The following is a 10627-nucleotide window of genomic DNA, read 5'->3' on the forward strand; positions in this document are numbered from 1 at the left end:
GGGACCCGTGCGTACTGACATCGATCCGCGGAACCTGATCGGCCGCAAGGCGTTCGACCGCGACGGGACCAGGATCGGCACCGTGGACGAGGTCTACCTCGACGATGCCACCGGCGTCCCCGAATGGGCGGCGATACGAACCGGTCTGTTCAGCAGGGACGCCTTCGTCCCCCTGGAGCCCAGCGAGCTGGTCGACGGCGCCCTGCGCGTGCCTTTCGACCGGTCACTGATCAAGGAGGCGCCCGACTTCGGCGTCGGCCGCCATCTCTCGCCGGAACAGGAACTCCAGCTCTACCACCACTACGGGCTGGACGTGGCGGCCGCTCCCCCGCCGCCGGACCACGACTTCGGCAAGCTGGCCGGCAAGGACGAGGGCTGACCGGCCTCGTCGTCCTCGCCGTCCGCCGCGCCCGCGACCAGCGGCAGGGGGTCCGCCGGGGTCAGCTCCGGGTCGTCCACCGGGAAGGTGCGCACCCGCCCGACCTCCGAGTACGGCGTCTCGAACCGCACGGTCACCCGCCCGAGACCACTGCCCTGCACCCAGCCGTGCCCCAGCTCCGTGTGCCGCACGTCGTGCCCCGCCGGCCACCGGCGCTCGGCGAGCGAAGGGGTGTGCTCCTCGGCGGACGCGGTCTCCGGCTCCTCGGCCGGTTCCTCGGCGCCCTCACCCGCCGCCTGCGCGAACAGGTCCTCCTGCGTGTAGTCGGCGAGCCCGCTGACCCCGACCCCCAGCAGCCGTACGCCGCCCGTGGTGTCCACCGAGTCCAGCAGCCGGGCGGCCGCCTCCCGCACCACCGCGGGGTCGTCGGTGGGGCCGCGCAGGGTCTCGGAGCGGGTCAGCGTGGAGAAGTCGTATCTGCGCACCTTGAGCACGATGGTCCGCCCGGACAGACCGGAGGCGCGCAGCCGCCGCACACAGCGGTCCGCCAGCCGTCCCACCTCGACGCCGACCCGCACCCGGTCGTGGATGTCCACGTCGTAGGTGTCCTCGACCGACACCGACTTGGTCTCCCGCTCGGCCACCACCGGCCGCTCGTCCCGCGCCAGCGCCATGGCGTACAGGGCGTGGCCGTGCGCCTTGCCCAGCAGCCGCACCAGCTCGTCCTCGCCCGCCTCGGCGATCTCGCCGACCGTGGTGATCCCGGCCCGCCGCAGATGGTCTCCCGTGGCCGGTCCCACCCCGGGCAGCGTCCGCACCGTCATCGGCTCCAGCATGGCCCGCTCCGTCCCCGGCGGGATGAGCACCAGTCCGTCGGGCTTGGCCTCCTCCGAGGCGATCTTGGCGAGCATCTTGGAGGCGGCCAGACCCACTGATCCGGTGAGGCCGGTGACGGTGCGGATGTCCCCGCGCAGCTTCGCCCCGGCCAGGCGCGCCGATTCGGCGTCCCAGGCCGCCCCGCCGGCCTCCAGGTCCACGAAGGCCTCGTCCAGGCTCAGCGGCTCCACCAGCGGCGACAGCTCCCGCAGCAGCCGCATCACCTGCTCGCTGATCGACCGGTAGAGCTCGAAGCGCGGCACGAGGTAGGCGGCGTGCGGTGCGAGCCGGCGGGCCTGGCCCATCGGCATCGCCGAGTGCACGCCGAACACCCGCGCCTCGTACGAACAGGTCGCGACCACGCCGCGCGGTCCGAGGCCGCCCACCACCACGGCCTTCCCGCGCAGGCTCGGCTTGGACGCCTGCTCCACCGAGGCGAAGAAGGCATCCATGTCGAGATGCAGGATCGTGGGCGCGGTTCTCACATCTCCGATGCTGCCCTACGCCACTGACAATGCCGCCGTGGGACGGCCGCGGGCGCGGCGGTTCAGACCGCCCGGTTGTTCCGCCGCCGGGCCAGCTCGTCGGCCGGATTGTGCCCGACCAGTGTCTCCCCGGTGTCGATGCGCTCCCCGTGCAGCTGGGACAGCGCGCCCTCCACGTCCCGCCACACCACGCCGACGGCGATCCCGAAGATGCCCTGGCCGCCCTGGAGGAGGGCGTGCACCTCGTCCGGCGAGGTGCACTCGTAGACGGTGGCGCCGTCGCTCATCAGCGTCATCCGCTCCAGGTCCCGGAAGCCGCGCTCCCTGAGGTGCTGGACGGCGGTGCGGATGTTCTGCAGGGACACACCGGTGTCGAGGAAGCGCTTGACGATCTTCAGCACGACCACGTCGCGGAAGCTGTACAGGCGCTGCGTTCCGGATCCGTGCGCGGGCCGCACACTGGGCTCGACGAGGCCCGTGCGGGCCCAGTAGTCGAGCTGCCGGTAGGTGATGCCGGCGGCCGCGCAGGCCGTCGGGCCGCGATAGCCGATCTGCTCGGACGCCATGGACGTCGCCCCTCCGCTGGTCGGCACCGCTGCCGGTCGCTGCGGACCGGGATCGGCCGCGCCGCCGTGCTGGGCGTGGCCCGCGCTCGCGCGAAGCCGGGAGCCCGGGGGCGGGTACGGACCGCCTGCCCCGAGGCTGTGCCCGGGGCCACCCCCAACCGTACCGTCGCCGCTGATTCTCACGCCGACCTCCGTCCTTGACCTGCCTCCTCGAAGGTAGGCAGTCACCAAGGGTGCGTCAACGATCGCCACACTCGGCACGCCGAGTGATAATCACCCTACGAGTGGTTTCCCGTGCCCTGTCCCGGGAAAGGCTAGCCGGATGTGCGCGGACGGGGCCGCGTCTCACTGATTGCTGGTCCCGAAGTCCTCGGGCGAGATCTGGTCGAGGAACTCGCGGAACTTCTCCACCTCGTCCTCCTGCTCGTCCGGAATGGCGATTCCGGCGTCGTCGAGGACCGTGTCGCTGCCGTAGATCGGCGTACCGGTGCGCAGCGCCAGCGCTATGGCGTCGGACGGCCTGGCACTGACCTCGACCCCGCTCGCGAAGACCAGCTCGGCGTAGAAGACCCCGTCGCGCAGGTCGGTGATGCGCACTTCCGTGAGCTCCTGGCCGACGGCCTCCAGCACGTCCTTGAACAGGTCGTGGGTCAGTGGCCGTGCGGGCGCCATGCCCTGCTGGGCGAAGGCGATCGCCGTCGCCTCCCCAGGTCCGATCCAGATGGGAAGGTAACGGTCGCCGCCCACCTCGCGCAGCAGCACGATCGGCTGGTTGGAGGGCATCTCGACCCGGACACCTACGACATCGAGCTCGTTCACACAGCAACCCTAGGCCGTGCCCGGGACGTTTGGGTAGTCGGGCCGGGTTCGGGTGGGCGATCCGGGTCTGGATCAGGCCCGCAATCGGGCCGGAGGCGGGTGCGCGACCCGGGCCGGGGCCGGGTGGACGGCCTGACCCGCGATCTCGCCCGTCTCAGGGCAGCCGGACCCCCAGGGCGGTCTGCACCAACGCGGCGTGCAGCCTCACCGCCAGCCCTGCCAGCTCCTTGGTGCGGGCTTCCGCGTGTGCCCTGGTCTGGGGGTTGCGGTGCCGCTTCAGCGGGGCCACCACCTGGTCCACCAGCCCGGCCTCCCGGTCCGCGGCCGCCTTCATCACCCGCAGGTGCCGCGGCTCGATCCCGAACCGCCCCAGCTGCACCACCAGCGACGCCACGGTGACCGCCTCGGCGTCGTACGCCCCGTCGGGCAGCGGGGCGAGGAGCCCGTACGACTCCCACTCGGTCAGCTCCTGGTCGCCGATCCCCGCCGTGGCGAGCAGCTCGTCCCGGCCGATCCTGGTCACCGTCGGGCTCTCGACGGGCTCCGGTGCGGCCGCCTCACCGTCCCGCTGACGGCCGACCCGCGGCAGGGACACCGCCTCGCCCCGCTCCACGGCGTCCAGGTGCTCGCGGATCACCTTGAGCGGCAGATAGTGGTCCCGCTGCATGCGCAGCACCTGACCGAGGCGCTCGACGTCGTGCGCGCTGAACTTGCGGTACCCGGCCGGGGTCCGCCGCGGCTCGACGAGGCCCTCCGACTCCAGGAAACGGATCTTGGAGATGGTGATGTCGGGGAACTCGTCACGCAGTGCGTTCAGCACCGCGCCGATGCTCATCAGCCCACTGTCCGTGGCGGCGGCGCCGTGCCCGGCACCGCCGCTCGGTGTTTGAAACATGGACCTTCCCTGGAGGTTCCCCGGGCGGGCGGCCCGGGGGCGGGTCAGTAACCCCGCTGGCTCGCGTAGAACACCAGCCGGTACTTGCCGATCTGCACCTCGTCGCCGTTCGACAGGGCGACCTGGTCGATGCGCTCCCGGTTGACGTAGGTGCCGTTCAGGCTGCCGACGTCGGCGACCGTGAACGAACCGTCCGGACTGCGGCGGAACTCCACGTGCCGCCGCGAGACCGTCACGTCGTCCAGGAAGATGTCGCTCTGCGGGTGCCGACCCGCGGTGGTCAGCTCGCCGTCGAGCAGGAAGCGGCTGCCCGAGTTCGGACCGCGGCGCACGACCAGGAGCGCGGAGCCCAGCGGCAGCGCGTCCACGGCCGCCTGCGCCTCGGGAGAGAGCGCCGGGATCGCCGTCTGGCCGGTGACCTCGGAGTCGTAGGCCTCCAGCCCGGAGATGGAGATCGTGGAGGTCGTCTCCGACGCACGCTCCGGGACCGCGCCCGGCCGCAGCGGAGCGCCGCAGTTGGAGCAGAAGCGGCTGTTCTCCGCGTTGCGGTTGCCGCACCTCGTACACACCAGGGCCGACATGGACGGATCCTCCTGCCGCGGCTGCCCCGCCGGGGCGTTCGACGCGTACGGGTCGGGGTTGAACCCTCCACCGGTACCTGAGGCCGAGGGCTGGCCGAAACCTATGCCGCCGGACTGAGCAGGGTCAACAGACGGCGCGCCCGGACCACCCACCTGGTCCCGGTACATCGGGCGCCGGCCCTCCGCGTCGGGCTGTGCGCGATGGCGGGCGGTCGCGTTGTCGCCGCTGCCCTCTCGCGCGCTCTTGCCGAACAACTTCGCAAACAACTTCACGGGCGATTCCCCTTGACCGAAACAGACCCGCCCGTGGGGCAGGACGAACCCTTACTGAACGCACTGGCCGACCCGGACACCTTCACAACGTCCGTCTCCACCAGACAGTTTCCACCACGCACCACCCAATCGGTGCGCCGACCCCCCGCAACCTCATGCCCTCGCCGGACGCCCCCCATGCACCGTCGGTTCACTGGGAGGACGACCGAGCGTAGTCAGGCCGCTCCGCCGCTCGCAAGGCGTCCACGACGATCTTGCTCGACCGCTCAACAGTAACGGTGGCCTGTTCCTTCTCCAGAGTCTGCACCACTCCTCCAGGAATGTTGAGAGCCGGTTCGAGGTCCTGCGGTTCGCCGATGACCTGGAAACGATAGGGCGCGTTGATCTTGTTCCCGTCGACGCTGACGGAGTTGTCGGCGTCCGCGAGATACGTGCCGGCGACGACCCGTACGCCGTTCACCTGGATCGCCTCCGCACCCGCCGCACGCAGCTCCTGGATGGCGTCGAGCAGCATGTCCGCCTCGACCGTCCCCTTCGTGTCCTCGATGGTCACCGTGATGCCGGGCCCCTGCGCGGCCACGGTGCCCGCGAGAATGCCCAGTTGCCGCTCCTTCTCGAGCGTCTGCTTGCGGGCCTCCTCCGCCTGGTCGGAGCTGTTCTCCAGCTCGTCGCGCTGCTTCTCGAGGCCCTGCTTCTCGTCTTCAAGACGCTGAGTACGGTCGTCCAGTTCATCGAGGATGCGGACCAGATCCTCCTGGCGGGCGCCACGCAGCGCGCTGTCGCTGTCACTGTTGGACGCCACCTGGACCGCGAGGCCGAAACCGAGCCCGAACAGGAGCAGGGCGACGATGAGTTGCGCCCGCGTGAGACGCGGCGGCCACAGCCCTTTCAGGAGCCGCTGCCGGCCGGTCAGCCCGCTCCGCTCCGGCCGCGCCTCCCCCGGGTCGCCGTCCCCCGACGCGGACGGGGAAGGCGGCACTTCGGCGGGCAGCTCCTTGCGCAGCCTGTTCGCGGGCTGCTCCTCGTGGTCGCTCATCCGCCTCACGCCCTGAAGACGTGGCGTCGGATCGCCGCGGCGTTGGAGAAGATGCGGATGCCGAGGACCACCACGACACCGGTGGACAGCTGGGCACCGACGCCCAACTTGTCGCCCAGGAACACGATCAGCGCGGCCACGACCACGTTCGACAGGAACGACACCACGAAGACCTTGTCGTCGAAGATGCCGTCGAGCATGGCCCGCAGACCACCGAAGACGGCGTCCAGCGCCGCCACGACGGCGATCGGCAGATACGGCTCCACGGCCGCCGGCACCTCGGGCCGGACCAGCAATCCGACCACGACTCCCACGACGAGGCCCAGTACGGCGATCACGATGTGCCCTTCTCGGTTATCGGCTGTGCTGTACGTACGATCACACTCGGTGCGGCCGGCAGCTTGAGCTCGTCCGCGACGGAGAGGGCGGTCCGGATGCCGTAGCTCTCCTGCAGGGCATGCAGGTACAGCCCGTCGGCACTGTCCTGGAACCCCCTGCTCAGCCGCTCACCGTCCCCCACCGCCAGCACCGTGTACGGCGGCACCAGCGGCCTGTTGTCGACCAGTATCGCGTCACCGGCGGCCCTGATCGCCGACAGCGCCGTCAGACGCTGGCCGTTGATCGAGATCGCCTCGGCGCCGGACTCCCACAGCCCGTTGACCACGCGCTGCATGTCCCGGTCCCGCACCCGGCCCGTGTCGGAGAACCCGGAGGTGCCGCGCGGCTGCCCGTCGGCGCCCGTGCCGCTGACGTCCTTGGCGTCGTTCACCACGAGCTTCACGCCGGGGCCGTGCACCTCCACCGCGCCCGACAGGATCCCCACCAGGTCGGACCGGTCGCCGTCGCCGCTCTTCGCCAGCGCCTCGCGCCGACGCGTGTTCACGTCGTCGCGCAGCTCGTCGACGTTCTTCTCCAGCTCGTCGGCCGCCGAGGTCTCCGCCTCTATGCGGTCGACCAGCTCTTCACGCTCCTTGGCGACGACGGGAGCGGCGACCCGGGCCTGGGCCGCGCCGACCGTCACGACCAGGGCCGCGAGGACCAGGCCGGCCGCCAGACCCAGCTTGGCGCGTAGCGTCTTGGGCATGCCGCCGCTGCCGTCGGCCTTCTTCCGCGCGGCGGCCTCGGCGTATCCGTCGTCGAGGCTGTGGTCCATGACGTTGGTGAGCAGCGACATGGACGCGTCCGGGCGCGCGGGCCGCGTGGATGTGCTCCGAACGGGGGGTGGCTGCGGCATGCCGCACATCGTCGCACGCCACCGCCACTACCTCCGAACGGCCCCACCGGCGTGCCGGACAGGCCCCCTTGGGGACACTTGTCCGGCACGCACGCGTGCGGCGCGTTTTCAGCGGCCCGCGCTGTCCACCACCGCGGCCCACTCGTCCAGCAGCGCCTGCGCGGAGGCGTCGTCCGGGCCCTCGGCCCACAGGTGGGTGACCGCTTCCGCGGGGTCGGGCAGCACCATCACCCAGCGTCCGTCGGTCTCGACCACCCGCACCCCGTCCGTGGTGTCCACGAACCGGTCCCCGGCCGCCTCGACGACCCGCCGCATCACCAGGCCCTTCACCGCCCACGGCGTCGCCAGGTCACGCTTCAGGACGTGCGCCCGCGGGATCCGCGCGTCGATCTGGCTCAGCGTGAGCTGCGTCCGCGCCACCAGCCCGATCAGCCGGACGAAGGCGGCCGTACCGTCGTAGACGCTGCTGAACTCCGGAACGATGAAGCCGCCCTTGCCGTCCCCGCCGAAGATCGCGCCTTCCTCGCCGCCCACCCGCGTCAGGTCGTCCGGTGAGGTGGTCGTCCACTCGACCTGTGTGCCGTGGTACGCGGCGACCTGCTCGGCGATCCTGGTGGTCGTCACGGGGAGCGCGACCCGGCCGCTGCGCCGCTCGGCCGCGATCAGGTCCAGCATCACCAGCAGCGCCCGGTCGTCCTCGATGATGCGGCCCTTCTCGTCGACGAGCGACAGCCGCTCGCCGACCGGGTCGAACCGCACCCCGAACGCGGCCCGCGAGGACGCCACGATCTCCCCGAGGCGCACCAGACCGGACCGCCGCATGTCGGCCGACTCGGTGGGCCTGGCCTCGTCGAGACCGGGGTTGATGGTCAGCGAGTCGACACCCAGCTTGCCGAGCAGGCTGGGCAGCACCAGCCCCGCACTGCCGTTGGAGGCGTCGACGACCACCTTGAGCCCGGACTCGGCGATCCCGGTGATGTCGACATTGCGCAGGAGCGATCCGGTGTAGGAGTCGTACACGCTCGACGGGAAGTGCAGGTCCCCGATCTCACCGGGGAACGCCCGCCGGTACTCCTGCCGCGCGAACACCCGGTCCAGCTTCCGCTGGCTGCCCTGCGACAGGTCGGCGCCCTGTCCGTCGAAGAACATGATGTCGACGGAGTCCGGCACACCCAGGGTGGTCCGGATCATGATCCCGCCGGCGCTGCCCCGCGCGGTCTGCTGCCGCGCCACCGGCAGCGGTACGTTCTCCAGGTCGCGTACGTCGATGGCACTGGCCTGCAGCGCGGAGATCACCGCCCGCTTCAGCGCACGGGCACCGCGGGAGTGGTCGCGGGCCGTGGTGACGGTGGACCCCTTCTTCAGGGTCGTCGCGTACGCCCCCGCGAGCCGAACGGCCAGCTCGGGTGTGATCTCGACGTTCAGGATGCCGGAAACGCCGCGGGCGCCGAAGAGATGCGCCTGCCCGCGGGACTCCCAGATCACCGAGGTGTTGACGAAGGCACCGGCCTCGATGGTCTTGAACGGGTAGACCCGCACATTCCCCTGGACGATCGATTCTTCACCGACCAGGCACTCGTCACCGATGACCGCGCCGTCCTCGATCCGCGCGGCACGCATGATGTCGGTGTTCTTGCCGACCACACAGCCCCGCAGATTGCTGTGCGGTCCGACGTACACGTTGTCGGCGACCACGGCCTTGTGCAGGAACGCGCCGCTCTTGACGACGACGTTGGACCCGACGACCGTGTGCTCGCGGATCTCGGCGCCGGCCTCGACCTTGGCGTAGTCGCCGACGTACAGGGGCCCGCGCAGCACGGCGTCGGGATGCACCTCGGCCCCCTCGGCGACCCAGACCCCGGGCGAGATCTCGAAGCCGTCGATGTCGACGTCGACCTTGCGTTCCAGGACGTCGGCCTGGGCCTTCACATAGCTTTCGTGGGTGCCGACGTCTTCCCAGTAGCCCTCGGCGACATAGCCGTAGATGGGCTTGCCTTCCTTCATCAGCTGCGGGAAGACGTCACCGGACCAGTCCACGGGCACATCGGGGTCGACGTAGTCGAAGACCTCGGGCTCCATGACGTAGATCCCGGTGTTCACGGTGTCCGAGAAGACCTGGCCCCAGGTCGGCTTCTCCAGGAAGCGCTCGACCTTGCCCTCTTCGTCGACGATGGTGATGCCGAATTCCAGCGGGTTGGGCACGCGCGTCAGACAGACCGTGACGAGCGAGCCCTTTTCCTTGTGGAAATTGATCAGATCGGTGAGATCGAAGTCGGTCAGGGCATCGCCGGAAATGACGAGGAAGGCATCGTCCTTCAACGCCTCCTCGGCGTTCTTGACGCTTCCGGCGGTACCGAGTGGCTTCTCCTCGTTGGCATAGGTGAGCTCCATTCCGAGCTCTTCGCCGTCACCGAAATAGTTCTTGACCAGCGAGGCCAGGAACTGGACGGTCACGACGGTCTCAGTGAGCCCATGCCTTTTGAGCAGCCGAAGAACGTGCTCCATGATCGGCCGGTTGACCACCGGCAGGAGCGGCTTGGGCATGCTCGAGGTCATGGGACGAAGGCGTGTGCCTTCGCCTCCAGCCATCACGACGGCCTTCATGTCGGAAGCGTCCTCCTCTGAGAGACGACGGTTTAGCCGACTTCACCCGTCCAGGGTCCCGCACTTTTCCAGCGGGGGCCATCCGGCCACCGGGACCGCACAATCAGCGAGTTCAATCGGCTGCGGCGTCCGCACGTACCAGACGGCGGACCTGCACCACGTAGAGAACACCTGCCCACCAATACAGGGTTGTACCCCATCCGGCGAACGCCCATCCGAAAACTGCGGCGAGTGACGCGATCCATCCGCTTCCGTCACTCAGCAGAAGCAGCGGGAAGGCGTACATGAGGTTGAAGGTGGCGGCCTTGCCCAGGAAGTTCACCTGCGGCGGCGGATAGCCGTGACGCCGGAGGATGGCCACCATCACCAGCAGCATCGCCTCCCGGGCCAGCAGTACAACGGTCAACCAGAGTGGGAGAATCTCCCGCCAGGTGAGACCCACCAGGGTCGAGAGGATATAGAGCCGGTCGGCCGCGGGGTCCAGCAGCCGGCCGAGGCTGCTGATCTGGTTCCAACGCCGCGCGAGCTTTCCGTCCAGGTAGTCGCTGACCCCGCTCAGGGCCAGCACCAACAGCGCCCAGCCGTCGCTCTGCGGACCGCCGAACTCGGGCCGCAGGATGAGCCACAGGAACAGGGGCACGCCGAGCAGGCGCGCCATGCTGAGGATGTTCGGGATGGTGAGGACCCGGTCGGTCTGCACGCGGGTCTCCTGGACCTCCACGCGGGGGCCTCCTGGGGGAAACGAGCCAATGATGCTCACTGACCTTACCTCAACACAAAAAAGCTCTGGCTCTCGGGCTGCATGCCCAAGAGCCAGAGCTCTAAAAGGAGTTCGGCGGCGTCCTACTCTCCCACAGGGTCCCCCCTGCAGTACCATCG

The 10627-nt window shown here is 69.9% G+C and carries 11 protein-coding genes; 1 reads left to right on the top strand and 10 read right to left on the bottom strand.

The window, feature by feature from the left end; translation table 11 throughout:
* Positions 1–7: 7 nt before the first annotated feature.
* Positions 8–379, top strand: coding sequence for a PRC-barrel domain-containing protein (locus tag K7854_RS28915; RefSeq protein ID WP_226029503.1), 372 nt, complete (start codon positions 8–10; stop codon positions 377–379).
* Here K7854_RS28915 and K7854_RS28920 read toward each other — a convergent pair.
* The 10 genes from K7854_RS28920 to clsA form a co-directional block, all read right to left on the bottom strand.
* Positions 301–1740: a DNA polymerase IV gene (locus K7854_RS28920; protein ID WP_226029504.1), complete on the bottom strand. Its 1440-nt coding sequence runs from the start codon at positions 1738–1740 to the stop codon at positions 301–303. The genes K7854_RS28915 and K7854_RS28920 overlap by 79 nt on opposite strands.
* Positions 1741–1802: 62 nt before the next feature.
* Positions 1803–2489 (bottom strand): MerR family transcriptional regulator, encoded by a 687-nt coding sequence (locus K7854_RS28925; RefSeq protein ID WP_189744374.1) that lies wholly within the window; start codon positions 2487–2489, stop codon positions 1803–1805.
* A gap of 162 nt (positions 2490–2651) precedes the next feature.
* Complete coding sequence (locus tag K7854_RS28930) at positions 2652–3125, bottom strand: bifunctional nuclease family protein (RefSeq protein WP_030189411.1); 474 nt, start codon at positions 3123–3125, stop codon at positions 2652–2654.
* Positions 3126–3279: 154 nt separating this feature from the next.
* Complete coding sequence (gene ftsR / locus K7854_RS28935) at positions 3280–4020, bottom strand: transcriptional regulator FtsR (RefSeq protein ID WP_226029505.1); 741 nt, start codon at positions 4018–4020, stop codon at positions 3280–3282.
* Between the two features lie 44 nt (positions 4021–4064).
* Positions 4065–4916 (bottom strand): zinc-ribbon and FHA domain-containing protein, encoded by an 852-nt coding sequence (locus K7854_RS28940; protein ID WP_226029513.1) that lies wholly within the window; start codon positions 4914–4916, stop codon positions 4065–4067.
* Between the two features lie 148 nt (positions 4917–5064).
* Positions 5065–5910 (bottom strand): DUF881 domain-containing protein, encoded by an 846-nt coding sequence (locus K7854_RS28945; protein WP_226029506.1) that lies wholly within the window; start codon positions 5908–5910, stop codon positions 5065–5067.
* Between the two features lie 5 nt (positions 5911–5915).
* On the bottom strand, positions 5916–6248 hold the full coding sequence (locus tag K7854_RS28950; RefSeq protein WP_226029507.1) for a small basic family protein: 333 nt from the start codon (positions 6246–6248) through the stop codon (positions 5916–5918).
* On the bottom strand, positions 6245–7153 hold the full coding sequence (locus K7854_RS28955) for a DUF881 domain-containing protein (RefSeq protein WP_226029508.1): 909 nt from the start codon (positions 7151–7153) through the stop codon (positions 6245–6247). Before K7854_RS28955 ends, K7854_RS28950 begins: the two co-directional genes overlap by 4 nt.
* A gap of 99 nt (positions 7154–7252) precedes the next feature.
* Positions 7253–9748 (bottom strand): mannose-1-phosphate guanyltransferase, encoded by a 2496-nt coding sequence (locus K7854_RS28960; RefSeq protein ID WP_226029509.1) that lies wholly within the window; start codon positions 9746–9748, stop codon positions 7253–7255.
* A gap of 112 nt (positions 9749–9860) precedes the next feature.
* Complete coding sequence (gene clsA / locus K7854_RS28965) at positions 9861–10469, bottom strand: cardiolipin synthase ClsA (protein ID WP_226029510.1); 609 nt, start codon at positions 10467–10469, stop codon at positions 9861–9863.
* Positions 10470–10627: the final 158 nt, after the last annotated feature.

Origin of the sequence: Streptomyces hyderabadensis (assembly GCF_020404845.1) — a bacterium.
GTDB lineage: Bacteria > Actinomycetota > Actinomycetes > Streptomycetales > Streptomycetaceae > Streptomyces > Streptomyces hyderabadensis.

Coding starts and splice junctions, on each gene's coding strand:
- ftsR (WP_226029505.1), bottom strand. CDS start 4,020: ATGTTTCAAACACCGAGCGGCGGTGCCGGGCACGGCGCCGCCGCCACG.
- K7854_RS28945 (WP_226029506.1), bottom strand. CDS start 5,910: ATGAGCGACCACGAGGAGCAGCCCGCGAACAGGCTGCGCAAGGAGCTG.
- K7854_RS28955 (WP_226029508.1), bottom strand. CDS start 7,153: ATGTGCGGCATGCCGCAGCCACCCCCCGTTCGGAGCACATCCACGCGG.
- K7854_RS28960 (WP_226029509.1), bottom strand. CDS start 9,748: ATGAAGGCCGTCGTGATGGCTGGAGGCGAAGGCACACGCCTTCGTCCC.